This is a genomic window from Roseateles sp. Mitsp63 (assembly GCF_059491535.1).
In genome coordinates this window covers 2,931,337-2,953,708 of record NZ_CP168509.1, presented here as the reverse complement: position 1 = coordinate 2,953,708, position 22,372 = coordinate 2,931,337, and the positions used below count along the sequence as shown (strand labels likewise).

The window sequence follows — 22,372 nt, the reverse complement described above, 5'->3', positions numbered from 1 at the left end:
CTTCCTTTCGTTGTTGTCGCAGGGATGTCGAGGATCCGGAACAGCGGCGGCGAGGGTCACTTTCGCAACAGGCTCATCACGAAGGTCGCGACGGCCATGATGACGAAGACGAAGAACAGGATCTTGGCGATGCCGGCGGCGCCGGCGGCAATGCCGCCGAAGCCGAACAGCGCGGCGATCAAGGCAATGACAAAGAAGACGACGGCGTAGTGCAGCATCTTGGCTCTCCTGCGCGGCACCGTGCCGCGATGGATTCACTGTAGGGATTGGGCGGGGCGGCTCGGGCAGTCCCGGGCCGCGATGCGGCGTCGGAGCGTTCATCGAGGCGCTGTAGGAGAGGACCTACCGACCCGCGCCGCCAACGAAAAAGCCGGCTCGCGCCGGCTCTGCTGGGATCAGGGGGACCGAGGCGGGCGCCGGGTCACCAGATCTTCTGGAAGGTCACGCCCACCTTGCCGCCCCGCGGGCGCAGCGTCAGCGAGGACTGCCCGCTGAGCTCCATGCGGAAGCCCTTGCGCAGGTCGGCGTAGGGCTTGCGGCTGTTGAAGGCCAGGCCCACGCGCACCTGGCGGCCTTCGCGGCCCGCCAGGCCCGGCCCGTTGAGGTCGTCGATCTGAGGCCGCGAGGCGTCGACCAGCGGCGTCTGCACGAACGCATGCGAGCGCGGCCCGGTCGGCACCGCCAGTCCGACCAGGACACCGGCATCGGCGCCCGCGCCGGGATGCAGGTTCTGATACGGCGTGGAATAGAGACCGCCGCCGATCGCCGGGCTGCGCTGCTCGACCCCGACCCCCAGCCGCATGCCGCTGCCGGACCACGGCCGGGCCCACAGCATCGTCTGCGTGGATTGGGGTGAGCGGCCATGCCAGCCGGCCGCGCCGGCGGACTGGTTCGCGGTGGCCAGCGGTTCCGCCACGTTGTGGGTGACGGTGAAGCGCGAGGCGCCGGAGGACTCGCGCAATTGCTGGCGCTGTCGAAGCGCCGCGCGGTCGGACAGACTGCCGCCGGACAGCTCGACGCGGTCGTCGAGCGAGGTCGGCGCGGTCTCCGCGGCCAGGGCGGCCTGGGCGAGCGACAGGGCGGCGGGCGCCAGCGCGGCGAGGACAAGGGTGCGGGGGCAGAAGACAGTCATGGCTCAACTCCCGTTCTTGGTACAGCTTAGGACGCGGGTTGCGACAGGAAAATTTCGATCCGACGATTGGCGGCCCGGCCGGCCTCGGTGGCATTGCTGGCCACCGGCTGCCGCCCGCCGCGGCCCTCCACCAGCAGGCGGCCGCGCCGCACGCCGTGTTGGACCAGGTATTCACGCACCGATTCGGCGCGGTCCAGCGACAGCGGTCCGTTCACCGCGTCGCCGGCCGAGCTGTCAGTGTGTCCGACGATGGTGATGCGCACGGTGCCATCCAGGCCGCGGGCGACTTCGTCCAGGGCCGGGCGCAGCGCCGGCCGGATCTCGGACCGGCCGGCCTCGAAGGCGGCGTCGGCCGGCACCGTCAGCTTGAGCTGGTTGTCGGCCGTGCGGGTCGCCACGACGCCGCCGCCGGCGCGGGTGATGGCCTCACGGCGCTCGTCCATGCCGGAGGACCAGCGGTTGCCGGCCACGACATCCGGCGTGGCGGCCGGGGCCGCGGTGCCTGGGGCTTCCATCCGGCCGCCGGTCGAGGTGCATCCCCCGAGCGCCATCAGCAGCGCGATCGCGAGGACCGGCAGGCTGGTCACCGCGATCCGCCGCCAGCGGCGGTCGGACTCGGCGATGACGGCGGTGGGGAGGACTCGGGGGCGGCGCATGACGGGCTCTCCATGAAGGCGGTGGGCAGGATCACACGATACGGCGGACCTTGGTGAGCGTCATGCTAGGGAGATCGCGGGGCGGCGGGTGTAGTCGGCCGGCGGAAGCGGGGGTCAGACGGGACCGACAAGCACCCCGGAAATCCTTGCCCCGGCAGTGATCGTCAGGCGCCGAACGCGATGCCAGTGGCGCCGTCCTCGGCCGACACCTCCTCCAGCGGCGGCAGGTCGGCTTCGGTGAGTTCGGTGGCGTCGACCTCCTCGTCGAAACGCGCCTGGTCGGCGGCATCGACGCGCGCGATCAGCGGCTTGTCCAGCGGGCGGTAGACGCGGCTGCGCAGGCGGGAAAGGCGTTCGGAGCAGGCCACTTCATGCGCGACGCCGGCCGGGTCCAGCAGCATGGCGAACGGGTTGGCGGCGAAGGCTTGGGTCGAGGTCAGCATGTCGGTCTCCAGGGGATGTCGTCGATTCCAGAAGGGCCGGTGAGCGTGGCCTCGAAGCGGTTGCTGGGGCCGCCGACACCGTGTCGGCATGGAATGAACTGTAGAGACCGGGCCGGGCCGCCAACAGTGGGCGGCCGGCCAAACGGCGTGTCAGACGGATTCCTAGGGGTATGCCAGCAAGCGCCTCACGGCGCGGCGGCTGGCCGCCTGGCGCGGGCCTTCGCGAGTTGGTCGAGCTTGTCCGCCAGTTCGTCCTGGCCGGCGCGGCGGGCGAAGTCGGCGGCGCTCATCTGGTGATCGTTGCGCAGCGTCATGTCGGCGCCGGCGGCGATCAGCGCCTCGGCGCCGCTCAAGCCGCCGTAGCCGGCGGCCATCATCAGCGGCGTCGTCCCGTTGGGCGAACGGGCGTCGATCTCGGCACCCTGCGCCAGCAGCCAGCGCACCACGTGCTCGTTCGGACCGGCGGCGGCGTAGTGCAGCGCGGTCCAGCCGGCCTCGTTGACCAGCGCGCCGCGCTTGACCAGGGTCTGGACCCAGTCGAGCCGCCCCTTGATCGCGGCCAGCATCAGCGGCGTCTCGCCGGCCTGGTTGATCGCATTGACGTCGGTCGCGGGGCTCTGCAGCAGGGCCTCCATCGCCTTGCCGGACTCCTCGCGGATGGCGACGTGCAAGGCGGTGTTGCGCTGGCCGTCCCGGGCATTCGGGTCGGCGCCGGCCAGCAGCAGCTTCATGACGGTGCTGGCGTGGTCGCTGCGCGCGGCGACGTGCAACTCGGGAAGCGGCGCGCTGTCGGGCGCCGCCGGCACCGCGGACGGCTGCGAGCCGAACCGGCTTTGCGCCGCGGCCGGAAATGCGCCAGTCATGGCGACGGTCATGGCGACAGTCATGGCGACGGTCACGGCGACCGTCATCGCGGCCATCGCGGCCGCGCTCCGCAGCCGCCTCACGCCGCCTCCGGCAGCCGGAACAGCCGCCGCGTGTTGGCCGTGCATTGCGCGGCGAGCGTCTCGACCGGCATGCCGCGCACCTCGGCGATCAGCTTCGCGACGTGCGGCACATAGGCCGGCTGATTGAGCTTGCCGCGATACGGCACCGGCGCCAGGTAGGGGCTGTCGGTCTCGATCAGGAGGCGGTCGGCGGGGACGATCTTCGCGACCTCGCGCAGATCGGCCGCGTTCTTGAAGGTCACGATCCCCGAGAACGAGATGTGGAAGCCCAGGTCCAGCGCCGCCCTGGCGACGTCCATCGTCTCGGTGAAGCAGTGCACCACGCCGCCGGGCTCGCCGGCCTGCTCCTCGCGCATCAGCCGCAGCGTGTCCTCGGCCGCCGAGCGCGTGTGGATCACCAGCGGCTTGCCGGTGCGCCGCGCCGCGCGGATGTGGTGACGGAAGCGCTCGCGCTGCCATTCCATCTGCTCGATGGTGCGCCCGTTCAGGCGGTAGTAGTCCAGGCCGGTCTCGCCGATCGCGACGACCTTGGGATGCGCCGCGCCGGCGACCAGTTCGTCGACGCTGGGCTCGTGGACCTCGTCGCTGTCCGGGTGGACGCCGACGGTGGCGAACAGCTGCGCATGCGCGTCCGCCAGCCCGCGGACCTCGGGGAACTCCTCCATCGTCGTGCAGATGCACACGGCCTGCGAGACGTCGGCCTGCGCCATCGCGGCGAGCAGGTCGGGGAGCTGGGACTTGAGCTCGGGGAAGCTCAGGTGGCAGTGGGAATCGATGTACATCGGGAACGGGTCGAGCCGCGGCGCGGACCGCCGCGCCGGCTCAGATGGTCTGGGTGGGCTTGGCCGAGGAGATCGCCGTGCCCAGCAGCTCCTCGATCTTGAGCTTGATGAGCCGGGTCTTCTCGTCGCCGGGGAAGCGCACGCCGACGCCCTGGGTGCGGCCGCCCGAGGCATTGGCCGGCGTCAGCCAGGCGACCTTGCCCGCGACCGGGTAGCGGTTGGGGTCCTCGGGCAGCGTCATCAGCAGGTAGATGTCCTCGCCCAGCTTGTACTCGCGCGTCGTCGGCACGAAGACGCCGCCTTCCGAGAAGATCGGGATGTAGGCCGCGTAGAGGGCGCCCTTCTCCTTGAACACCAGCTGGATCACGCTGGGCCGGGCGCCGGCGCTCGTGGCCGGGGCGGACGCGGACGGAGTGGTGCTCATCGGTTTCAGGCTGAGTTCGCTCATGGGCAGCGAGTCTACTCGTATGTCCCGCCTCAGCGCGCCGGCCGCATGGCCTGCTGGCCCTGCGCCACCAGCGACTCCATCAGCAGCCCGGCATTGAGCGGATGCTCGGCATGCCGCGCCGCCTGCTGCAGCACCTTGGCCCAGCCCTCCAGCGCCGCGCGCACCGCCGGCAGCTTGGGCAGCGCGTCGCGCGGGAAGTAGGCGGGCCCGGCGCCATGGGCGATGCGCATCAGGTCGTGCACCAGGCGCTGCATCGCCGCGATCGCGCGCGGCACCGGCCAGTCGGTCAGCGCCACCGCCTCGCCGCGGGCGATGCGGCGCGGCAGCTCGAGCCAGGTCCTGGCGGCGATGCCCTCCTCGCTCCATTGCAGCGCCTCCTGCGGCCGGCCGCCGGTGGCGTCGAGCAGCACGCCCGCCTGGTCGACGCCTTGCGCCGTCAGCCAGGCCAGCGCCGCCTCGCGCGCCGGCAGCGCCATCTGCAGCGGCTGGCAGCGGCTGCGGATGGTCGGCAACAGCTGCTGCGGCGCGGCGCTCGCCAGCACGAAGCGCAGCAGCCCGGCCGGCTCCTCCAGCGTCTTGAGCAGCGCGTTGGCGGCCACCATGTTCAGCGCCTCGGCCGGGTACACGACCACCACCTTGGCCTTGCCGCGCGCCGCGCTGACCTGCGAGAACGACAGCACCTGCCGCACCGCCTCGATCTTGATCTCGCGGCTGGGCTTGGCCTTGCCCGCCTTGGCGGTCGAGCCGCCCTCGCCTTCCGCCTCCATCGCGCCGAAGCCCAGCGGCTCGCGCAGCGCGTCGGGCAGCAGCACCTGGAAGTCGGGGTGCGAGCGCGAGCGCAGCAGGTGGCAGCTCGCGCAGCGGCCGCAGCCGGGCTGGTCCGGCGCGGAGCGCGCCTCGCAGAGCCAGGCCTGCGCCAGCAGCAGCGCCAGGTCGAACTGGCCGACGCCGGCCGGTCCCTGCAGCAGCAGCGCGTGGCTGCGTCCCTGCGTCAACGCCTGATGCAGCGGCGCGGCGAGCCAGGGCAGCGGCAGCTGGCCGCCCTCGGCCAGCGCGGCGGCGCCATCGGCGGTCACGGACGATTCGCTCACCATCCGCGGCGCTCCAGCTCGGCGCGGATCTGGGCCGCGACGCCCTCGATCGTGTCGCCGGCATCGATGCGGACGATGCGCCCCGGCGCCGCCTCGGCCCGGCGCTGATAGCCCTGGCGCACGCGGGCGAAGAAGTCCAGGTCCAGCTGTTCCAGCCGGTCGGCATCGCGCGCCTGCGCGCGGCGCTGCGCGGCGATCGCCGGATCGACATCGAACCAGAAGGTCAGGTCCGGCTCGCGGCCCTGCTGCACCCACTGCTCCAGCGTGCCCAGCACCTGCAGGTCCATGCCGCGGCCGCCGCCCTGGTAGGCGAAGCTCGCATCGGTGAAGCGGTCGCAGAGCACGGTCCGCCCGGCCGCCAGCGCCGGCGCGATGACGCGCTGCACATGGTCGCGGCGCGCGGCGAACACCAGCAGCGCCTCGGTCAGGCCGTCCATGTCCTGGTGCAGGAACAGCCCGCGCAGCGACTCGGCCAGCGGCGTGCCGCCGGGCTCGCGGGTCTGGACCAGCTCGGCGCCGCCCTGGCGCAGGTGGTGGGCGACCGACGCGATGTGGGTGGACTTGCCCGCCCCGTCGATGCCTTCGAAGGTGATGAATCGGCCGCTCACGCGTGGATGCTCTTCCGGAAAAAGCGCAGCGCGGACGCCTCAGCGGCCGCGCTGGTACTTGTTGACCGCGCGATTATGCGCGGCCAGGTCCTCGCTGAACTGGCTGGTGCCGTCGCCACGCGACACGAAGTACAGCGCCTTGGACGGCGTCGGATGCAGCGCCGCCTGCAGCGCGGCCAGGCCCGGCATCGCGATCGGCGTCGGCGGCAGCCCGCCGCGGGTGTAGGTGTTGAACGGCGTATCGGTCTGCAGATGGACCCGGCGCAGGTTGCCGTCGAAGTCGGTCCCCAGCCCGTAGATCACCGTCGGATCGGTCTGCAGCGGCATGCCGGCCTTGAGCCGGTTGACGAACACCGCCGCCACCAGCCCGCGATCCGCGGCGGCGCCCGTCTCCTTCTCGACGATGGAGGCCAGGGTCAGCGCCTCGTCGGCGCTCTTGAGCGGCAGGCCGTCACCGCGGCCCGACCAGGCGCTCTCCAGCCGTTTCTGCATCAGCGCGTGGGCGCGCTTGAGCACCGTCAGGTCGCTGACGCCGCGGCTGTAGGCGTAGGTATCGGGGAAGAAGCGCCCCTCGGCCGCCTGCCCCGGCGCGCCCAGCGCGGCCATGATCTGCTCGTCGGTCATCGCCGCGGTGGTCTGCTTCAGCGCCGGCGCGGCCGCGATCGCGGCGCGCAGCTGGCGGAAGTTCCAGCCCTCGATGATGCGCAGTTGCTCCAGCGTCTGGTCGCCCCGGACCATCTTGTCGAGCAGCTCGCGCGGCGTGACGCCGGCATGGACTTCGTAGCTGCCGGCGCGGATCTTGCGCGCCTGTCCCGAATAGCGGAACCAGGCGTACAGGAAGCGCGGATCGGTCTGCACGCCGGCGCCGACCCAGGCCTGCGCGACCTGCTGCGGCGGGGTGCCGGGCTCGATGGAGAGCTCCAGGCTCTCCTTCTCCAGCGCCAGGGGCGTCTGCAGCCACCACCAGACGGCGCCCGCCGCGCCCGCGGCCAGCACCGCCAGCGCGACCAGCAGGGACAGCAGCCAGCGTCCGATGCGGCCCGATTGCTTCTTCGATTTCCTCGCTGCGCGGCGAGGGGAGTGCTTCGCGCGTGACAAGACCCGGCGCCCTTCGTGAAATGCGGGGGCTGATGATAATCGGCCCCATGATCGAAGACCTCCACCACGCCCCGCCGCCCGTGCCGTCCTCGGCGCTGGGTGCCGTCCGGCTCGCCGACTGGGGCGTCATCCGCGCCCAGGGCGAGGAAGCCGCCAAGTTCCTGCACTCGCAGCTGACGCAAGACCTGGCCCTGCAGACCCCCGCGCAGGCGCGCCTGGCGGGCTACTGCTCGGCCAAGGGGCGGCTGCTGGCGACGATGCTGGCGGTCAAGCCGGACGAGCAATCGGTGCTCCTGGCGCTGCCGGCCGAGTTGGTCCCCGCGACCGTCAAGCGGCTGTCGATGTTCGTCCTGCGCGCGAAGTGCAAGCTGAGCGACGACAGCGCCGCCTGGTCGGTGTGGGGCCTGTCCGGCGCGCAGGCGCGCGACTGGCTGGGCGCCTCGGCGCCGGCGCAGGTCTGGGCGGTGAGCCGGCTGGCGCTCGCCGACGGCCAGGAGGCGTTCGCCACGCGTCTGCCCGACGACGGCCTGACGCCGCGCTTCCTGCTGCTGCAGCCCTCCGGCGCCCAGGCGCCCGCGCTGCCGGCGATCGATCCCGAGGAATGGCAGGGCCTGGACGTGACCGCCGGCCTGGCCTGGATCCGTCAAGGCACCGTGGAACAGTTCGTGCCGCAGATGATCAACCTGGAACTGGTCGGCGGGGTGAACTTCCAGAAGGGCTGCTACCCGGGCCAGGAAGTCGTCGCGCGCAGCCAGTACCGCGGCACGGTCAAGCGCCGCGCCCATCTGTTCGCGCTGGAGGGCACCGACGCCGACGCCACGCCCGGCCAGGAGATCTTCCACAGCGCCGACCCGGAGCAGCCGGCCGGCATGGTGGCCGGCTTCGGCCGGCTGGAGGGCCGTCCGCTGCTGCTGGCCGAGGTGAAGCTGGCCGCGCTGGCGTCGGGCACGCTGCACCTGGGCAGCGCGCAAGGCGCCTTGCTCACGCCCCGTCCCCTGCCCTACGCCATCGGAGAACCGGAATGACCTCTTCGCCGCCGACGCGGACCGCCGCCCCGCCTCCCGGCCTCCGAGCCGCGCCGGCCGCGCCGGCCGAGCTCTACGTCTACTACCGCGTCCACACGGACCACCTCGCGTCCGCGCTGGCCGCCTTCGAACAGGCGCGCGGCGCGCAGCCGGTGCGGCTGCTGCGGCGCCATGACAACGATCCGGTCTTCCAGACCTGGATGGAGATCTACGGTCCCGGCCTGCCCGACGCGGCGGACGCCGAGCGCCGGATCGCCGCCGCCCTGGGCGACTTCGCCCAGGGACCCCGTCACCGCGAGGCCTTCGCCGCCCTCGCCGGTCCGGGAGCGGCCGCCTGATGGAACACAACGTCTCCCTGATCTCCACGCTGGCGGCGGGCTTCGGCCTGGCGCTGATCCTGGGCTTCATCGCCGAGCGGCTGCGGCTGCCGGCGCTGGTGGGCTACCTGCTGGCCGGCATCGCGATCGGGCCGGCCACGCCGGGCTTCGTCGCGGACGTGGGCATCGCCGCCCAGCTGTCCGAGATCGGCGTGATGCTGCTGATGTTCGGCGTCGGCCTGCACTTCTCACTGAAGGACCTGATGGCGGTCAAGCGCATCGCGCTGCCCGGCGCGGTCGTGCAGATGGCCGCCGCCACGGCGCTGGGCCTGGGCCTGGCGATGTGGTGGGGCTGGCCGGCGGGCCAGGCGCTGGTGTTCGGATTGACGCTGTCCTGCGCCAGCACGGTGGTGCTGCTGAAGGCGCTGGAATCGCGCGGCTCGCTCGAATCGATGAACGGCCGCATCGCGGTCGGCTGGCTGGTGGTCGAGGACCTGGCCACGGTGCTGATCCTGGTGCTGCTGCCGCCGCTGTCCACGGTGCTGGGCGGCAACGCGGCGCCGGGCGCCTCCGCCGACGCGCCGCTGTGGCGCACGATCGCCGAGACGCTGGCCCAGATGGCCGCGTTCGTCGTGCTGATGCTGGTCGTGGGGCGGCGCGTGCTGCCGTGGATGCTGTGGCAGGTGGCGCGGACCGGCTCGCGCGAGCTGTTCACGCTGATGGTCATCGCCGTGGCGATCGGCATCGCCTACGGCGCGTCGGAGCTGTTCCACGTGTCCTTCGCGCTGGGCGCGTTCTTCGCCGGCACGGTGATGCGCGAGTCCGAATACAGCCACCGCGCCGCCCAGGAATCGCTGCCGCTGCGGGACTCGTTCTCGGTGCTGTTCTTCGTGTCGGTGGGCATGCTGTTCGATCCGATGACGCTGGTCGACCAGCCGCTGCACCTGCTGGGCGTGGTGGCGATCGTGATGCTGGGCAAGGCGCTGGCGGCGGCGGCGCTGGTGATCCTGTTCCGCTATCCGCTGAACACGGCGATGACGGTCTCGGCCAGCCTGGCGCAGATCGGCGAGTTCAGCTTCATCCTGGCCGGCCTGGGCCTGCAGCTGGGCCTGCTGCCCAAGGCGGGCATGAACCTGGTGCTGGCGGCGGCGCTGATCTCGATCGCGCTGAATCCGGTGATGTTCGCGATGATCCAGCCGCTGCGGCGCTGGGTGCTGGGCCGCTCGGCCTTCGCGCGCAGGCTGGAGGCGCGCGACGATCCCTACGCCGAGCTGCCGCAGACCACCGCGCGCCAGTACCTGGAGGGCCAGGTGGTGCTGGTGGGCTTCGGCCGCGTGGGGCGGCGCATCGCCGACGCGCTGACCGAGCGCGGCATCCCCTTCGTGGTGGCCGACCAGGGCCGCGAGACCGTCGAGGCGCTGCGCCGGCGCGGACTGGCGGCGGTCAGCGGCGATGCCAGCGACCCGATGGTGCTGGTCCAGGCCCACATCGCCAACGCCGCGATGCTGGTCGTGGCGGTGCCGGACTCGATGAAGGCGCGGCAGATGGCCGACACCGCGCGCCAGCTCAATCCCGGCATCGAGATCGTGCTGCGCACCCATGGCGAGGAGGAGTCGGCGCTGCTGCGCAAGGAAGGCCTGGGCACGGTGTTCTATGGCGAGGAGGAACTCGCCAAGGGCATGAGCCGCCACGTGCTGCAGCGCTTCAACGCGCCGATGCCGGACGAGCACGCACCGATGGCGTCAGCGGCGCACTGAGCGCCGCCCGCAGCAATCGACGCTTTACATCGACCGCATAGGGTCGCGCGCCATGATCGAACTCACGTCCCTCCCCGGTTCCCGCCTGCGCGCCGGCGCGCGTTCGCTGGTCCTGGCGTGCTGCGCCGCGATCGGCGCGTCGCTGCTGCTGAGCGCCTGCGGCGGCGGCCCGCCGAAAGCGCGGCTCGAGGAACAGCAGCTTCAGCGCGAATTCGAGTCGCGCGGCTACGCGGGGGATCTGGCGCAGCGCGGGGCCGAGGTGCAGCCCATCGCCTGGCGCCTGCGCGGCGACGACGTGCGGCTGAGCCTGGCGCTGCCCGGACCGACCGGCTCGAAGGCCGAGCAGCGGCCGGTGATCGTCTACCTGCCCGGCCTGGGCGAGCCCGAGACTGCCGGCCTGCGCTGGCGGCGCGCCTGGGCCGCGGCGGGTTACGCGGTGCTGTCGCTGCAGCCGCTGGACGATGACGCGATGGCCTGGTCCTCGGAGTTGGCGCGCTCGGCGGAGTTCACCGAACTCGGCCGGCGCCATTACGCGGAGGCGCAGACGCGCCGCCGGCTGGCCCGGCTCGACGAGCTGCTGACCGAGGCGCAGCGGCTCAGCCGTGAAGGCGCCGCGCCGTGGCGCTCGCTGGACTGGTCGCGCACGGCGGTCGCGGGCTATGAACTGGGCGCGCAGATGGCGATGGCGCTGGCCGGCGAGCGCCAGGCGGACGGGACGGTGCTGGCCTCGAGCGTGCTGCGGCCCGCCGCCGCGATCGTGATCAGCCCGCAGGTGTTCGCGCAGCCGGATCCGGCGCGCTATCGCGACGTCGCCATCCCGGTGCTCGGCCTGACCGGCCCGGAGGACAGCGACGTGCTGGGCCTGGTGCGCGACCTGCGCTGGCGTGAACTGCCCTTCGCCGCGATGCCGGCGGGCCGGGGCTGGCTGCTGAGCGTTGCGGAAGTGCGGCATGCCGCCTTCGGCGGGAACGAGCCGCGGCCCGAGGACGTCGAGCGCGAGAACAAGCGCATCCGCAAGGCCGAGGACGACGCGCAGTCCCAGCCCCAGCAGGGCCGCCGCGGCGGCCGCGGGGGACGCGAAGGCCCGGCGCGGATGGCGCCCGTGCCGGCCGTGCCGGACTACAGGCGCCTGCACGAGCAGCAGCTCGGCGTGATCGCGGCCCGGCAGGTCAGCGTCGCCTTCCTCGACGCGCGGATCAAGGAATCGGCCGCGGCCCGCGCCTGGCTGGCCGGGCCGGCGCAAGCGTGGATGGGCCAGGTCGGCGTGCTGACCGGCGGCCGCTGAACGCGTCAGAGAACCGGCGGATCCAGGTAGAGGTGATGCAGGTGCATCGTGTCGGCGATGTTGCCCGCCACGTCGCGGAACGCGAGTGACAGCTCGTTGGCCCCACGCTTGAAGACAGCGTGGGGGATCTCGCCGTCCCGCCCTTCCTGCCGAGGGGCGGCATCGCTGGCGGCGCCCTGCTGGATGGCGTAGTTCCATCGCACGTCCTGCGGCAGCGGGCCGACCGTCACGGTGGCGTCCGTGACGAGCTGGTAGGCGCCGAGCGGATCGGGCAAGCCCAGTTCGTTCACGAACTGGCCGCTCGCCCCCTCGAGCCGCACCCAGTGACGCTGCGGATCCGGCGGCGTCCGGTCGACCTCGACGTGCAGCGAGGCCACGTCGATCACGTGCCCCAGGGCGTCGGTCGCCTCCACCGCCACCTGCCGCGGGCCATCGCCCGGGATGGCCTCGTCCGGAATCGTGTTGCCCGATCCCTGTCGCCAGGGCCCGCCATCGATGCTGTACCACCAATGCGGGTGAACGGCGGGATCCAGACCCTCGATCAGCACCGTCGCGTCCCGCGTCAACCGATCGCTGCCGCTCTCGCCGGAATCGTGCTTCAGGCGCAGGGTGAAAGGGGGCACGGGGCGGCCCGGACCGGCGTACGCCGCATGATCCGGCCAGTCACCCGGGCTGGGCTCGAGACTGGGCGTCACCCTCCGCGGGGTGATCGGATCGACCGGCTGCACCGGCGGGCTGCCCATCAGGTCAAGCACAGGCCGCGCCGGCGGTATCTCGGGCACCGGCGCGGGATCGTCGGGCGCCTTGCTGATCGACGTCCCGGAGATCTTGGACGGTTGCCGCGACATCGTCGGATCGGCCGGTGCCGCGGATACCGGGTCGGGCGCCGGCAACGGGCGCGAATAGGCCCCGTGCGCGGGGGCCGGCGGTTTCGCCGGCAGGGGCGGCAAGGGGGTGGGCGGGACCGGCCGGGGGTCCGGGGGCGTGGAAGAACCTCCGCCAGACGCCCCGCCTTCACGTTCCCCGTTTCCCAGGAAGAACAGCGCCGTCAAGCCGGACAGCGCGAGGCCCACGCCGACGCCGACCGGCAGACCGCCCGCGGCGCCCCCAGCGCCCGTTTCCGCCGGGGCCTGGCCTTCCGGCGCGCAAGAGGCGCCATCGGACGCGCACGCCTCGTCCTCGGGTCGCTTTTGCGGTGCGCGTGCTGCGCCGCTGCGTGGTTCCTTCGACACTTTTCAAGCTCCTCTTCGGCCAAAGAGGAAAGTATCGAAAGGCCGGGCTCGGCAGGCATCTCCCGCCATCAGCGCATCGGCGGCGGCGCACTCGCGCACCGGGGTCGGCCGGCGCGTCATTCTGTCGTTCGCGTGCGACTGGCGCCGCTAATTTCTGTATTGACAGAAATTTCCGTACGACTACAGTCGGCCTCCATGGAACTCACCGACACCGCCCGCCGCTTCGTCCTGCACTGGGGCGAGATGGGCAGCGCCTGGGGCGTGAACCGCACCGTGGCGCAGATTCATGCGCTGCTGTATTTCCATGGCCGGCCGCTGAACGCCGAGGAACTGGCGGAAACGCTGTCGGTGGCGCGGTCCAACGTCAGCACCAGCCTGAAGGAACTGCAGAGCTGGAACCTGATCCGCGTGACGCATGTGCTGGGCGACCGGCGCGACTACTTCGAGACGACCGCCGACGTGTGGGAGCTGCTGCGCACCATCGTGCGGGAGCGCAAGCATCGCGAATTCGATCCGACGGTGCGGATGCTGTCGGAGCTGGTGGCCGATCCCGGCTTCCAGGCCGAGTCGCCCGACGCCCAGGACCGGGTTCGCGAATGCTTGCGGCTGATGCAGACGCTGGGGGCCTGGTCCGAGGAAATGATGCGGCTCTCGCCGTCGACGCTCGAGAAGGTGCTCAAGCTGGGCGCGAGCGTGCAGCGTTTCGTGCGCGGGGACGGATCCTGATCCGCCCCCTTTTTTTGAGCCAAAGTTTCTGTCTCTACTGAAATATCGAATATTCCATAAGCACAGGAGGACACGATGACCATTCCGCTCTCCGCGACCGCCCGCCCCGATCCGGCGATCTATCCGTTGACGCTCTACTACGACGGGGCCTGTCCGGTCTGCAACGGCGAGATGCGCAGCCTGATGCTGCGCAACACCGCGGGGCTGCTGCGCTTCGTCGATATCTCGGCACCGGGCTTCTGCGCCTTTCCGAGCGGCACCGACATGGACGCGTTGATGAGCCTGATGCATGCGAAGCGGGCCGACGGCCGGTTGGCCATCGGTGCCGAGGCCCTGCGCCTCGCCTATCGGGGCGCCCAGCTCGGATGGCTGGCACGGGTGATGGAACTGCCGGTGCTGCGGCAGCTGTGCGACCGGACCTATCCGGTCTTCGCGCGCAATCGCTACCGCATTCCGCGCCCGGTCGCGCGGCTGCTCTTCGAAACCGCCCTGCGCCGCGCGGCCGAGCGCCGCGCCGGCGCCTCGCCGTGCCGCGACAGCGTCTGCGGCATGCCCGAACATCGCGGGGAGTGACGCCATGAAGGTCCTGCTCTGCGGCGCCAGCGGCTTCATCGGCCAGGCCATCGCGCACGCGGTGCGCGAGGCTGGTCACGAGGTGGTCGAGGGCCGCTCGTCGACGATGAACTTCGCCACCGATCTGCATCCCGCCGCGTGGCGCCCGCGGCTCGAAGGCATCGACGCGGTGATCAACGCCGTGGGCGTGCTGCGCGACACGCCGGAACGCCCGATGGACGCGCTGCACCACCGCGCGCCGGCGGCGCTGTTCCAGGCCTGCGCGGACATGGGCGTGCGGCGGGTGATCCAGATCTCGGCGCTGGGCATCGAGGGCAACGGCACACGCTATGCGACCAGCAAGCGCGCCGCGGATGCCGCGCTGCTCGCGCTGCATCGCGCCGGCCGGCTCGACGCCACCATCGTGCGGCCGAGCATCGTCTTCGGTCCGCGTGGCGTCAGCAGCCGGCTCTTCATGCAGTTGGCGCGGCTGCCGCTGCTGGTGCTGCCGGCCGAGGCGGCGCGCACCCGGGTCCAGCCGATCGCCACGGTCGACCTGGCCGAGGCCTGCGCCGCGCTGCTCGCGCACAAGGGGCCGGAGCTGCTGGAGGCGGTCGGGCCGCGCGCGCTGACGCTGGCCGACTTCATCGCGGAACTGCGCCGCCAGCAGGGCCGCGTGCCGGCCTGGCGGCTGATGCTCTGGCCGGGCGTGAGCCGCTGGAGCGCCCGTGTCGGCGACCGCCTGCCCTTCCAGACCTGGGGCACCGAGACGCTCTCGCTGCTGCAAGCCGACAACACCGGCGACGCGTCACGCCTGCAATCGCTGCTGGCGCGGCCGGCGATCCCGGTCGAACGATTCGTGGAGGCCGCATGGGCATCGGGCTCGTGAACTTCCGCCACCGCCGCACGCGGCTCGTCGCGCGGGGCGCCCTGATCGCGCTGTGGCTCGCGACCGGCATCGCCAGCCTCGTCGAACTGGGCGGCCAGAGCCGCGCGCTGATGGCCGCCGCGGGCACGCCCGAGGACGGGATCGCGCCGGTGATCATCGCGGGCGCGCTCGTGGACCTGCTGATCGGCCTGTCGATGTGGCGCTGGCACCGCCGCTGGGTGTACCGCCTGGCGGGCGCCATGATGCTGCTGATGACGGCGGTCGCGACGGTGATCCTGCCTTCGCTGTGGCTGGACCCGCTGGGCTGCCTGACCAAGAACCTGCCGGTGGCGGTGCTGCTGCTGATCCTCGACGAGGACGCGCCCGCCTGAACGCCTGGCGCGCGCGCTCGCGCGCCTTCGAGACAAGACATCCAACAAGACCCCGGAGGACCCTGATGAACACCTATCTCGTGATCAAGTGGCTGCACATCGTGTCGAGCGTGCTGCTGGCGGGCACCGGCTTCGGCTCGGCGTTCTACCTGTTCTTCGCGAACCGCAGCGGCTCGCTGGCGGCGCAGGCGGTGGTGGCGCGGCTGGTCAAGCGCGCGGACCTGTGGTTCACGACGCCGGCCGTGATCGTGCAGCCGCTGAGCGGCATCTGGCTGGCCACGCAGGCCGGCTGGGCGCTGGACACGCCGTGGCTGGCGGCCTCGATCGCGCTGTACGTCCTGGCGGGCGCCTGCTGGCTGCCGGTGCTGTGGCTGCAGATCCAGCTGTCGCGGATGGCGGACGCTGCGCTGGCCAGCGGCCAGGCGCTGCCGGCGCTCTACTGGCGCTATGCGCGCTGGTGGGAAGGCCTGGGCTATCCGGCCTTCCTCGCGGTGCTGGTCGTGTTCTACCTGATGGTGAACAAGCCGGCGCTGTGGGGCTGAGCCCGCGCCGCCGCCTCCTGCGCAGCGGAATCACTCCACCATCACTCCACCCACAGCGTGTAGCTGACTGCTTGCGACATGTCACGCAGCGCGCCGCCGAAATTGATCGTGTGACGGCCCGGCGTCAGCGGCTTGAGCATCACGTAATAGCCGTTCGCCGCCGACGGGAAGGCGCTGGCCCCCATCCCGCTGCGGGCCCAGAGGTTGAAACACTCGGGCGTCGGCTGGCGATGCCGCGCGAGGTTGTCGTAGCGCACGCCGTCGATCTCCAGCACCAGCAACTCGACACCGTCCGTCAAGCGCGCGACGTCGCGTGACATCTGGGCGCAGGTGGCGGTGCGGCCGCGGCCCGGCGCGAGGACGTAGTTGATCAGCGGAAAGAACAGGTATTTGTCGCGCGGCACGCGGCAACTGCGGACCGTCCGCGCAGTGCCGTAGGTGCCGGCGAGGAACCACACATCGCCCTCCTGCCGGTTGGCGCACAGCGCGCCGGTGCGATCGGCGACCGGGCTGCTGGCGTTGTCGAAGGACATCGCCCACTCCCACCAGCGCCGCGACCATTCGCCCTGCGAGACCCAGCCCACCTGCTCGGCCGGCGCGAGCAGCGGCGAATCGCCTCGCGCGGCGCTGGCCGCGGTCTCGGGCCCTTCCGCGGCGAAGCCCTGAAAGGCCACGCCCAGCCAGACGGCCATCACCGCCAATTTCCATACTGCCCGCATCGTCGTGCTCTCCCTCACTGCCTTGAAGCGGGCGGATTCTCGACGACGCGGGCCGCCTTCACGGATGACCTCCGCCACAATCCCGCCCCATGAGCTTCGATCCCACTCCGCTGCTGGACATGTCCACGCCCGAGGCCAAGCGCGCCTCCTATGACACGCTGACCGCCCAGACGCAGGCGCTGCTGCATGGCGAGCGCGACTGGCTCGCCAATCTGGCGCAGTTCGCCGCCCTGGTGTTCAACGCCGTCCCGGCACTGAACTGGGCCGGGTTCTACATGGTGAACGCCAGGAATGACCAGGAGCTGGTGCTCGGCCCGTTCCAGGGCAAGGTGGCCTGCGTGCGCATCGCCTTCTCGCGCGGCGTCTGCGGCGCCTGCGCCCGCACGCGGGAGATCCAGCTCGTCGAGGACGTCCACGCCTTCCCCGGTCACATCGCCTGCGATGCGGCCTCGCGCTCGGAACTGGTGCTGCCGGTCGTCGCCGGCGGCCGGCTGCGCGCCGTCTTCGACCTCGACAGCCCCGAGCCCGCCCGCTTCGACGCGATCGACGCCGAGGGCTTCCAGCGCGCGCTCGCCGTGCTGGTCGACGGCACGGACTGGAACTGATCCGATGCGCGCCCTGCCCTTGCCGGCCGCCTCGCGCGCCCTCGCGGCGCTGGGCCTGAGCGCCCTGGCCGCCGTGTCGATGCCGCTGTCCGCCGCCGAGCTCAAGCTCCGCGTGCTGGAGACCAGCGACATCCACATGAACCTGCTGAACTACGACTACTACCAGGACCGCCCGTCCCAGGAGTTCGGCCTGGCCAAGACGATCACGCTGATCCACCAGGCCCGCGCCGAGGCGCCCAACAGCCTGCTCTTCGACAACGGCGACCTGCTGCAGGGCAATCCGCTGGGCGACGTCGTCGCCCGCGTGAAGCCGCTGAAGGCCGGCGACACGCATCCCGCCTACAAGGTGCTGAACCTGCTGGACGTCGCCGCGGGCAATCTCGGCAACCACGAGTTCAACTACGGCCTGCCCTTCCTGCGTCAGGCCATCGCGGGCGCGAACTTCCCGTCTCTGAACGCCAACGTGATGGAGGCCGACGGCCGCCGCCACGCGTTCACGCCGAGCGTGATGCTCGAGCGCGCGATGCGCGACGAGGCCGGCCGGGAGCACCGCCTGAAGATCGGCGTCGTCGGCGTCACGCCGCCGCAGATCCTCGAATGGGACCGGCAGAACCTCGCCGGCAAGGTCCAGGTGCGCGACATGGTCGAGGCCGCCGCCGAGCAGGTCGCCCGCCTGCGCCAGCGCGGCGCGGACCTGATCGTCGTCATCGCCCACACCGGCATCGACAAGACCGAGCTGCCCAAGCTCTCCGAGAACATGGCCGCCCAGCTCGCCCGCGTGAAGGGCGTCGATGCGCTGCTGCTCGGCCACGCGCACACCGAGTTCCCAGGCCCGGGCTTCGCCGGCTATCCGGGCGTGGACCTGGCGTCGGGCAAGCTCTTCGGCACGCCGGCCGTGATGCCGGGCCGCTGGGGCGACCATCTCGGCATCGTCGACCTGACGCTGAAGCCCGCCGGCAAGCGCTGGCAGGTGGTCGACAGCCGGTCCAGCCTGCGGCCGATCTTCGACCGCGCCAGCCGCCAGCCGCTGGCCGACGCCGATCCGATGCCGGCCGCCGTCATCGCCGCGGAGCATCAGGCGACGCTGGACTACGTCCGCAGCCAGGTCGCCATCGCGGACCGGCCCATCCACAGCTATTTCTCGCAGGTGCTGGATGGCACCGCGGTGCGGCTGGTCGCGCAGGCGCAACTGGCCTACGCGCTGAAGGCGGTCCAGGGCACGGCGCTGGAGAAGCTGCCGATGCTCAGCGCCGCCGCGCCGTTCAAGTCGGGCGGCCGCCAGGGCTGGACGCAGTACACCGACATCCCGGCCGGTCCCGTCGCGATCAAGCATGTCGCCGACCTCTACGTCTACCCGAACACGATCAAGGTCGTGAAGCTGACCGGCGCCCAGGTGCGCGACTGGCTGGAGATGTCGGCCGGCCAGTTCCGCCGCATCGATCCGACGGGACCGGCCCGGCAGGACCTCGTCGACGCGGGCTATCCGAGCTTCAACTTCGACATGATGCTGGGTCAGGATGGCGCGCTGCGCTATGAGCTCGACCTGACGCAGCCGGCCCGCTTCGACAAGGACGGCAAGCAGGTCGGCGACGGTCATCGCGTCGCGGGCCTGAGCTGGCGCGGCCAGCCGCTGGATGAGCGGGCGGAGTTCCTCGTCGTGACCAACAACTACCGCGCCTACGGCGGCGGCCACTTCCCGGCGCTGGGGGCGGACAAGGTCGTCGTCGACGCGCCGGACGAGACCCGCGAAGCGGTGGCGCATTTCCTGGCCGCCCAGCCCTCGCTGAGCGCGGCGGTGGCGGCGCCGTCGTGGCGGATCCGGCCGGTGCCGGGCGTGGCGATGCAGTTCGTCGCGGGGAATGGCGCCACGGCGCACCTCGCGGACACGCCGCAGGTCGGGCTGGTGAAGGACAACGGGGACGGCTCGTCGCTGTTCGAGCTCAAGCCCTGATCAACGCTCAGACGTGGATGTCGAGCAAGGCGCCCTCGGCCCGGATCTGGGTCTGCAGCACCCGCAGGTTGCCGACGAAGGCGTAGGTCGCGGACTTCTGCTCGACCAGGTCGGCGGTCAGATCGGCGCCGGGCTCGGGCAGCTTCTCGACCTTGGTCGTCACGCCGTCGCCGTCGGGGGCGGTTTCGGCCTCGATGCGCTCGCGGCGATAGCCCGGCGTCGAGGCGTTGGCGACGTTGTTCGCGGAGGCGCGCAGGCGCTCGTTGGCGGCGGACAGGCCGGACAAGGCGGTCGACAGGCTGACGGTGGACATGGCGAAACCCTCGTAGTTCGCTGGCCCGACGTCGCTGCGGCGGGTCTCAAGCGGTCACTCTATTCGCCGTCATCGGCATCTGGCTGCCGATCTTTAGAAAAGAATGGCCTTTTCCGGCCAGTTATTCACATCAAGGAACTACGGGTTAACCCTCGATTCCAATATCCCTCTCCACATCCCTCTCCACATCCCTCTCCAACAGCGCGCCGATTCATTCCCTCGCCCCCGTGAGGGGGAGAGGGTGAGGGAGAGGGGCTCGGCGCAGAGCGACACCGGCGTACTGGCACGCCCCCTCTCCCCTGCCCACTCCCCGCAAGCGGGGCGAGGGAGTTCATACGCGCGGCAGCACTCACTGCTTCTTGCACCCTCGCCCGCTTGCGGGAGGGGCGAGGGGTCTCTTTGCCGCGCTCAGGCGCCGGCCAGTTCCTCGAAGCTTCCGCTGGAGATGAACACCCGGACGCTGTCGCCGCCGGCGGCCTTGGCCTCCTCGCAGGCGTGCTGGCCGGCGCCGAGCACCGCGTCCACCGTGTCCAGCGACGGCTGCAACTGCACGACGCCCAGACTCGCCTTCACGCGCGCGCGGTGCAGGCCCCAGCGCAACCGGTAGCCGGCGATGGCCGAACGGATCTTCTCCGCCACGATCTGCGCGTAGTGCTGATCGCAATCCGGCAGCAGGACGACGAAATGATCGTTCTCCATGCGCGCCACCGTGTCCGACGCCCGCACCTTGGTCACGAGCATCTGGCCCACGCCGTACAGGAAATGGTCCGCGACCTCGGCGCCCATGCCCTGCAGGACCTCGGCGAACCGGTCGATGTCGATGAACAGCACCGACACCGGCTCGTTGCGGCGGCTGCCGACGTGTTCGGCGAGCCGGCGCTCCATCTCGCGGCGGTTGGACAGCTCGGTGACCTCGTCATGCTTGGCCGACCAGGTCGGCTGCAGGCGCTGGGTGCGGGCGGCGGTGACGTCGTCGACGACCCACATCGCCTCGCCGGCGGGCTGCTCCCAGTGCACGGGGGTGGCCTGCAGCCGGCCCCAGAAGCGCGAGCCGTCGCGGCGCACAAACTCGACCTCCTCATCCAGCGGCCGCCCGGCGCTGAAGGCCGCGCCCATGCGGGCATGCAGCGCCTGATGGGCGGCGTCGGAGACGACGGAGGCGCGCTGGTCGGTGCCGGTCAGGTCGGTCTCGTCGCCGTGGCCGAACAGGTGGTTGAAATGCTCGCTGACCACCTCGAAGCGGCCGGCGGCCACGAAGGCCACCGCCAGGGGCGCCCGCACCAGCAGGGCCCGCATGCGGGCGGCAATCGGGTCGGCGGCGTCGTGTTGGGATTGCATGTCGTCTCCTGGGGGAATGACGCAGGTGTACCCGTTTTACCCGACCCTGAAAACCCCGGACAGGACCCGGTTCCGGGGAATCAAGGTGGCGGTGGCGCGATCTGCTCGGCCCAGTCGTACAGCGCCGACAGGATCTCCTGGGCGCGTTCGTCGTCCGCTTCCTCGGCCGCCTGGCCCAGTTCGTCGATGCGCTCGAAGAAGGCCTCCAGCGTCTGCGCGCCGCCTTCGCCCAGGTGCAGCCGCGCGGCGCGGTGATGCTCCCAGCGCGCCTGCTCGTCGCCGCTCAGGCTGTCCGGGAAGTTGCGTGCGCGGTAGCGGAACAGGATCTCCTCCAGCCGGCCGTCCTCGAAGGCGACCTTGCCCTGGGCGACGCGGTCGGCCAGCGCCTGGGCCGACAGGCCACGCAGCCGCTCCAGCGAGCGCCGGTCCTCGTTCGAGACGAAACCGCCGTAAAGGTCCTCGTCGACATCGACGCCGCCCTCGCCCGCCGGGCGCTGGAACACCTGCGGCCAGAGCCGCGCCAGCTCGCCGCCGCGCGCCTGCAGCGCGGCCGCGCGGGCCAGGCCTTGCTCGAGATCCAGCCCCCAGCGCGCCGCCATCTCCGGCGAGAGGATCTTCAGCGACGCGATCACGATCGGCGACTTGTTCACGTGGATCGTCTTGATCGGCAACCGGGTGACGCCCTCGGGCAGCGCCTCCTGCCTGGTGTACAGGCGCAGCCGGATCGCCTCGGCGTCCAGGCCCATCAGCTCGGACGGATCGGTGCCCAGGTCCCAGACGATCAGCTCGTTCTTGTTGGTCGGGTGCGGCGCCAGCGGCCACACCAGCGCGATGCAGCCGCGGTCCGGACCGTACATGCCCGAGACATGCAGGAAGGGCCGGTTCACGCCGATCTCAGCCCAGACCGCGTCCTTGCGGCGCAGCTTCAGGCAGAAGTCCCACAGCCGCGGCTGCTGCTGCTTGATCAGCCGCGCCAGCGCGATCGTCGCGCGCACGTCGGACAGCGCGTCGTGCGCCGACTCGTGGGCCAGGCCATTGGCCGCCGTCAGGTGCTCCAGCTTGAACGACGGCCGGCCATCCTCGTGTTTCGGCCACTCGATGCCCTCGGGCCGCAGCGCGTAGGCGCAGCGCACGACGTCCAGCAGGTCCCAGCGGCCGCAGTCGTTCTGCCACTCGCGGCCATAGGGATCGATCAGGTTGCGCCAGAACAGGAAGCGCGTGACCTCGTCGTCGAAGCGGATCGTGTTGTAGCCCAGCCCCACCGTGCCGGGGCGCGACAGCTCGGCATGGATGCCGGCGGCGAAGCGGTGCTCGGGCAGCCCCTGCTCCGCGCAGGTCTGCGGCAGGATGCCGGTCAGCAGGCAGGACTCGGGATCGGGCAGCGAATCGGTCGGCGGCTGGCAATACACCATCAGCGGCTCGCCGATCTCGTTCAGATCGGCATCGGTGCGCACGCCGGCGAACTGCGCCGGCCGGTCGCGGCGCGGCACGCGTCCGAAGGTCTCGTAGTCGTGCCAGTAGAAAGTCATCTCTTGCATGGGGCGG

Annotated in this window: 26 protein-coding genes; 11 read left to right on the top strand and 15 right to left on the bottom strand. The window is 71.5% G+C overall.

Annotated elements, in window-relative coordinates; all coding sequences use genetic code 11:
• Nucleotides 1–56 precede the first annotated feature (56 nt).
• From ACEN96_RS13010 to mltG, 10 genes are all read right to left on the bottom strand, one after another.
• Nucleotides 57–218, bottom strand: a complete 162-nt coding sequence (locus ACEN96_RS13010; RefSeq protein WP_091733447.1) for a DUF1328 domain-containing protein — start codon at nucleotides 216–218, stop codon at nucleotides 57–59.
• A gap of 203 nt (nucleotides 219–421) precedes the next feature.
• Entirely contained in the window at nucleotides 422–1,132 is a 711-nt protein-coding gene (locus ACEN96_RS13005) for a hypothetical protein (RefSeq protein ID WP_495588429.1), read from the bottom strand.
• Nucleotides 1,133–1,158: 26 nt separating this feature from the next.
• Nucleotides 1,159–1,788 (bottom strand): OmpA family protein, encoded by a 630-nt coding sequence (locus ACEN96_RS13000; protein ID WP_495588428.1) that lies wholly within the window; start codon nucleotides 1,786–1,788, stop codon nucleotides 1,159–1,161.
• 164 nt (nucleotides 1,789–1,952) lie between these two features.
• Nucleotides 1,953–2,231, bottom strand: coding sequence for a hypothetical protein (locus ACEN96_RS12995; RefSeq protein ID WP_495588427.1), 279 nt, complete (start codon nucleotides 2,229–2,231; stop codon nucleotides 1,953–1,955).
• Nucleotides 2,232–2,416: 185 nt separating this feature from the next.
• Entirely contained in the window at nucleotides 2,417–3,094 is a 678-nt protein-coding gene (locus ACEN96_RS12990) for an ankyrin repeat domain-containing protein (protein ID WP_495588426.1), read from the bottom strand.
• 80 nt (nucleotides 3,095–3,174) lie between these two features.
• Nucleotides 3,175–3,960 (bottom strand): TatD family hydrolase, encoded by a 786-nt coding sequence (locus tag ACEN96_RS12985; protein ID WP_495588425.1) that lies wholly within the window; start codon nucleotides 3,958–3,960, stop codon nucleotides 3,175–3,177.
• A 40-nt stretch (nucleotides 3,961–4,000) separates the two neighbouring features.
• Nucleotides 4,001–4,384 carry a PilZ domain-containing protein gene (locus ACEN96_RS12980; protein WP_495588600.1) on the bottom strand — a complete coding sequence of 128 codons (384 nt, stop codon included), beginning with the start codon at nucleotides 4,382–4,384 and terminating at the stop codon, nucleotides 4,001–4,003.
• Nucleotides 4,385–4,437: 53 nt separating this feature from the next.
• Nucleotides 4,438–5,499 carry a DNA polymerase III subunit delta' gene (holB, locus tag ACEN96_RS12975; protein ID WP_495588424.1) on the bottom strand — a complete coding sequence of 354 codons (1,062 nt, stop codon included), beginning with the start codon at nucleotides 5,497–5,499 and terminating at the stop codon, nucleotides 4,438–4,440.
• Nucleotides 5,496–6,107, bottom strand: a complete 612-nt coding sequence (gene tmk / locus ACEN96_RS12970; protein WP_495588423.1) for a dTMP kinase — start codon at nucleotides 6,105–6,107, stop codon at nucleotides 5,496–5,498. The genes holB and tmk overlap by 4 nt, the downstream gene beginning before the upstream one ends.
• A 39-nt stretch (nucleotides 6,108–6,146) precedes the next feature.
• On the bottom strand, nucleotides 6,147–7,130 hold the full coding sequence (gene mltG / locus ACEN96_RS12965; RefSeq protein WP_495588599.1) for an endolytic transglycosylase MltG: 984 nt from the start codon (nucleotides 7,128–7,130) through the stop codon (nucleotides 6,147–6,149).
• A gap of 122 nt (nucleotides 7,131–7,252) precedes the next feature.
• Between mltG and ygfZ the strand changes: the two genes are divergently transcribed.
• Genes ygfZ through ACEN96_RS12945 form a run of 4 tightly spaced genes read left to right on the top strand, consistent with a single transcriptional unit; the run spans nucleotide 7,253 to nucleotide 11,589 of the window.
• Nucleotides 7,253–8,230 (top strand): CAF17-like 4Fe-4S cluster assembly/insertion protein YgfZ, encoded by a 978-nt coding sequence (gene ygfZ / locus ACEN96_RS12960; RefSeq protein ID WP_495588422.1) that lies wholly within the window; start codon nucleotides 7,253–7,255, stop codon nucleotides 8,228–8,230.
• A complete protein-coding gene (locus ACEN96_RS12955) occupies nucleotides 8,227–8,568 on the top strand; it encodes a DUF4936 family protein (protein ID WP_495588421.1) in 342 nt (113 codons plus the stop codon). The genes ygfZ and ACEN96_RS12955 overlap by 4 nt, the downstream gene beginning before the upstream one ends.
• Nucleotides 8,568–10,304, top strand: coding sequence for a cation:proton antiporter domain-containing protein (locus ACEN96_RS12950; protein ID WP_495588420.1), 1,737 nt, complete (start codon nucleotides 8,568–8,570; stop codon nucleotides 10,302–10,304). Before ACEN96_RS12955 ends, ACEN96_RS12950 begins: the two co-directional genes overlap by 1 nt.
• Before the next feature lie 52 nt (nucleotides 10,305–10,356).
• Complete coding sequence (locus ACEN96_RS12945; protein WP_495588419.1) at nucleotides 10,357–11,589, top strand: alpha/beta hydrolase family protein; 1,233 nt, start codon at nucleotides 10,357–10,359, stop codon at nucleotides 11,587–11,589.
• 5 nt (nucleotides 11,590–11,594) lie between these two features.
• Here ACEN96_RS12945 and ACEN96_RS12940 read toward each other — a convergent pair whose 3' ends face one another.
• On the bottom strand, nucleotides 11,595–12,437 hold the full coding sequence (locus ACEN96_RS12940; protein WP_495588418.1) for an Ig-like domain-containing protein: 843 nt from the start codon (nucleotides 12,435–12,437) through the stop codon (nucleotides 11,595–11,597).
• Between the two features lie 579 nt (nucleotides 12,438–13,016).
• Here ACEN96_RS12940 and ACEN96_RS12935 point away from each other — a divergent pair.
• The 5 genes from ACEN96_RS12935 (at nucleotide 13,017) to ACEN96_RS12915 (ending at nucleotide 15,901) form a co-directional block, all read left to right on the top strand.
• The gene (locus ACEN96_RS12935; protein ID WP_495588417.1) at nucleotides 13,017–13,547 is read left to right on the top strand and encodes a GbsR/MarR family transcriptional regulator; all 531 of its coding nucleotides are present in this window, start codon (nucleotides 13,017–13,019) and stop codon (nucleotides 13,545–13,547) included.
• Between the two features lie 75 nt (nucleotides 13,548–13,622).
• Entirely contained in the window at nucleotides 13,623–14,120 is a 498-nt protein-coding gene (locus tag ACEN96_RS12930; protein WP_495588416.1) for a thiol-disulfide oxidoreductase DCC family protein, read from the top strand.
• Nucleotides 14,121–14,124: 4 nt separating this feature from the next.
• Nucleotides 14,125–14,988 (top strand): NAD-dependent epimerase/dehydratase family protein, encoded by an 864-nt coding sequence (locus ACEN96_RS12925; protein WP_495588415.1) that lies wholly within the window; start codon nucleotides 14,125–14,127, stop codon nucleotides 14,986–14,988.
• Nucleotides 14,970–15,359 (top strand): DoxX-like family protein, encoded by a 390-nt coding sequence (locus tag ACEN96_RS12920; RefSeq protein WP_495588414.1) that lies wholly within the window; start codon nucleotides 14,970–14,972, stop codon nucleotides 15,357–15,359. The genes ACEN96_RS12925 and ACEN96_RS12920 overlap by 19 nt, the downstream gene beginning before the upstream one ends.
• Before the next feature lie 65 nt (nucleotides 15,360–15,424).
• Complete coding sequence (locus ACEN96_RS12915; protein WP_495588413.1) at nucleotides 15,425–15,901, top strand: DUF2269 family protein; 477 nt, start codon at nucleotides 15,425–15,427, stop codon at nucleotides 15,899–15,901.
• A gap of 41 nt (nucleotides 15,902–15,942) precedes the next feature.
• Here ACEN96_RS12915 and ACEN96_RS12910 read toward each other — a convergent pair whose 3' ends face one another.
• Nucleotides 15,943–16,593: a hypothetical protein gene (locus tag ACEN96_RS12910; protein WP_495588412.1), complete on the bottom strand. Its 651-nt coding sequence runs from the start codon at nucleotides 16,591–16,593 to the stop codon at nucleotides 15,943–15,945.
• 116 nt (nucleotides 16,594–16,709) lie between these two features.
• Here ACEN96_RS12910 and ACEN96_RS12905 point away from each other — a divergent pair, with 116 nt between their 5' ends.
• A complete protein-coding gene (locus ACEN96_RS12905; RefSeq protein WP_495588411.1) occupies nucleotides 16,710–17,225 on the top strand; it encodes a GAF domain-containing protein in 516 nt (171 codons plus the stop codon).
• Nucleotides 17,226–17,229: 4 nt separating this feature from the next.
• Nucleotides 17,230–19,176 carry a bifunctional 2',3'-cyclic-nucleotide 2'-phosphodiesterase/3'-nucleotidase gene (locus ACEN96_RS12900; RefSeq protein WP_495588410.1) on the top strand — a complete coding sequence of 649 codons (1,947 nt, stop codon included), beginning with the start codon at nucleotides 17,230–17,232 and terminating at the stop codon, nucleotides 19,174–19,176.
• A gap of 7 nt (nucleotides 19,177–19,183) precedes the next feature.
• On the opposite strand, the gene ACEN96_RS12895 is transcribed toward ACEN96_RS12900, so the two are convergent.
• From ACEN96_RS12895 to sbcB, 3 genes are all read right to left on the bottom strand, one after another.
• A complete protein-coding gene (locus ACEN96_RS12895; RefSeq protein ID WP_495588409.1) occupies nucleotides 19,184–19,489 on the bottom strand; it encodes a flagellar basal body protein in 306 nt (101 codons plus the stop codon).
• A gap of 408 nt (nucleotides 19,490–19,897) precedes the next feature.
• Nucleotides 19,898–20,827 carry a GGDEF domain-containing protein gene (locus ACEN96_RS12890; protein WP_495588408.1) on the bottom strand — a complete coding sequence of 310 codons (930 nt, stop codon included), beginning with the start codon at nucleotides 20,825–20,827 and terminating at the stop codon, nucleotides 19,898–19,900.
• 80 nt (nucleotides 20,828–20,907) lie between these two features.
• Entirely contained in the window at nucleotides 20,908–22,365 is a 1,458-nt protein-coding gene (sbcB, locus tag ACEN96_RS12885; protein WP_495588407.1) for an exodeoxyribonuclease I, read from the bottom strand.
• Between the last annotated feature and the right edge of the window lie 7 nt (nucleotides 22,366–22,372).

What these genes read in the sequence shown, in the direction of transcription:
- ACEN96_RS12985 (WP_495588425.1), bottom strand. Translation starts at nt 3,960, where the DNA reads ATGTACATCGATTCCCACTGCCACCTGAGCTTCCCCGAGCTCAAGTCC.
- ACEN96_RS12890 (WP_495588408.1), bottom strand. Translation starts at nt 20,827, where the DNA reads ATGCAATCCCAACACGACGCCGCCGACCCGATTGCCGCCCGCATGCGG.
- ACEN96_RS13010 (WP_091733447.1), bottom strand. Translation starts at nt 218, where the DNA reads ATGCTGCACTACGCCGTCGTCTTCTTTGTCATTGCCTTGATCGCCGCG.
- ACEN96_RS12935 (WP_495588417.1), top strand. Translation starts at nt 13,017, where the DNA reads ATGGAACTCACCGACACCGCCCGCCGCTTCGTCCTGCACTGGGGCGAG.
- ACEN96_RS12925 (WP_495588415.1), top strand. Translation starts at nt 14,125, where the DNA reads ATGAAGGTCCTGCTCTGCGGCGCCAGCGGCTTCATCGGCCAGGCCATC.
- ACEN96_RS12950 (WP_495588420.1), top strand. Translation starts at nt 8,568, where the DNA reads ATGGAACACAACGTCTCCCTGATCTCCACGCTGGCGGCGGGCTTCGGC.
- sbcB (WP_495588407.1), bottom strand. Translation starts at nt 22,365, where the DNA reads ATGCAAGAGATGACTTTCTACTGGCACGACTACGAGACCTTCGGACGC.
- ACEN96_RS12995 (WP_495588427.1), bottom strand. Translation starts at nt 2,231, where the DNA reads ATGCTGACCTCGACCCAAGCCTTCGCCGCCAACCCGTTCGCCATGCTG.
- ACEN96_RS12930 (WP_495588416.1), top strand. Translation starts at nt 13,623, where the DNA reads ATGACCATTCCGCTCTCCGCGACCGCCCGCCCCGATCCGGCGATCTAT.
- ACEN96_RS12955 (WP_495588421.1), top strand. Translation starts at nt 8,227, where the DNA reads ATGACCTCTTCGCCGCCGACGCGGACCGCCGCCCCGCCTCCCGGCCTC.
- ACEN96_RS12900 (WP_495588410.1), top strand. Translation starts at nt 17,230, where the DNA reads ATGCGCGCCCTGCCCTTGCCGGCCGCCTCGCGCGCCCTCGCGGCGCTG.
- ACEN96_RS12895 (WP_495588409.1), bottom strand. Translation starts at nt 19,489, where the DNA reads ATGTCCACCGTCAGCCTGTCGACCGCCTTGTCCGGCCTGTCCGCCGCC.
- ACEN96_RS12905 (WP_495588411.1), top strand. Translation starts at nt 16,710, where the DNA reads ATGAGCTTCGATCCCACTCCGCTGCTGGACATGTCCACGCCCGAGGCC.
- ACEN96_RS12910 (WP_495588412.1), bottom strand. Translation starts at nt 16,593, where the DNA reads ATGGCCGTCTGGCTGGGCGTGGCCTTTCAGGGCTTCGCCGCGGAAGGG.
- ACEN96_RS12990 (WP_495588426.1), bottom strand. Translation starts at nt 3,094, where the DNA reads ATGACTGGCGCATTTCCGGCCGCGGCGCAAAGCCGGTTCGGCTCGCAG.
- ACEN96_RS12945 (WP_495588419.1), top strand. Translation starts at nt 10,357, where the DNA reads ATGATCGAACTCACGTCCCTCCCCGGTTCCCGCCTGCGCGCCGGCGCG.
- ACEN96_RS12915 (WP_495588413.1), top strand. Translation starts at nt 15,425, where the DNA reads ATGAACACCTATCTCGTGATCAAGTGGCTGCACATCGTGTCGAGCGTG.
- ACEN96_RS13000 (WP_495588428.1), bottom strand. Translation starts at nt 1,788, where the DNA reads ATGCGCCGCCCCCGAGTCCTCCCCACCGCCGTCATCGCCGAGTCCGAC.
- ACEN96_RS12940 (WP_495588418.1), bottom strand. Translation starts at nt 12,437, where the DNA reads ATGTCGCGGCAACCGTCCAAGATCTCCGGGACGTCGATCAGCAAGGCG.
- ACEN96_RS12980 (WP_495588600.1), bottom strand. Translation starts at nt 4,384, where the DNA reads ATGAGCACCACTCCGTCCGCGTCCGCCCCGGCCACGAGCGCCGGCGCC.
- ygfZ (WP_495588422.1), top strand. Translation starts at nt 7,253, where the DNA reads ATGATCGAAGACCTCCACCACGCCCCGCCGCCCGTGCCGTCCTCGGCG.
- ACEN96_RS12920 (WP_495588414.1), top strand. Translation starts at nt 14,970, where the DNA reads ATGGGCATCGGGCTCGTGAACTTCCGCCACCGCCGCACGCGGCTCGTC.
- ACEN96_RS13005 (WP_495588429.1), bottom strand. Translation starts at nt 1,132, where the DNA reads ATGACTGTCTTCTGCCCCCGCACCCTTGTCCTCGCCGCGCTGGCGCCC.